Here is a 389-nt window from a genome sequence, read left to right on the forward strand (position 1 = left end):
CTGTATGGTAAGGCATATGCGTTACATGAATGGAAGCAATTCGCGGGGCATTTCGTTGTTTTTATCATTGTTCATATAGGGTTTGCTATTGCAGTCGGTTTTTCAGATAGCATGCAGGAAACGCCTTTTAATGAATTATTCGGCATGTGGTTCGATGATGAAAACAGTAATTTCCCTTTTAAAAATGAAGGGGTTAATAAATTCAGTCAGGTGTGGCTGCTAATTCTGGCCATTGATTTTGTGATTACATTATCATATACATTATTCCCGAAAAAGAAATCATAAAGGGCAAATCCGGTTAACTAACTAAAATAGATTAAATGGAGTGAGTTTTTAAAGAAATAATATACCCCTTTTGATTATTCATTCAAAAGGGGTTTGGATCATAT

1 protein-coding gene is annotated in these 389 nt (G+C 34.4%); it reads left to right on the plus strand.

Translation table 11 applies throughout. From position 1 onward, the window contains the following. Positions 1 to 285, plus strand: a 285-nt coding sequence (locus tag ACTD9P_RS30205) for a hypothetical protein (RefSeq protein ID WP_438870512.1), incomplete at its 5' end; no start/stop codon positions are given. Between the last annotated feature and the right edge of the window lie 104 nt (positions 286 to 389).

The organism is Pseudomonas onubensis (assembly GCF_965653655.1).
In the GTDB taxonomy this organism is placed as follows: Bacteria; Pseudomonadota; Gammaproteobacteria; order Pseudomonadales; family Pseudomonadaceae; genus Aquipseudomonas.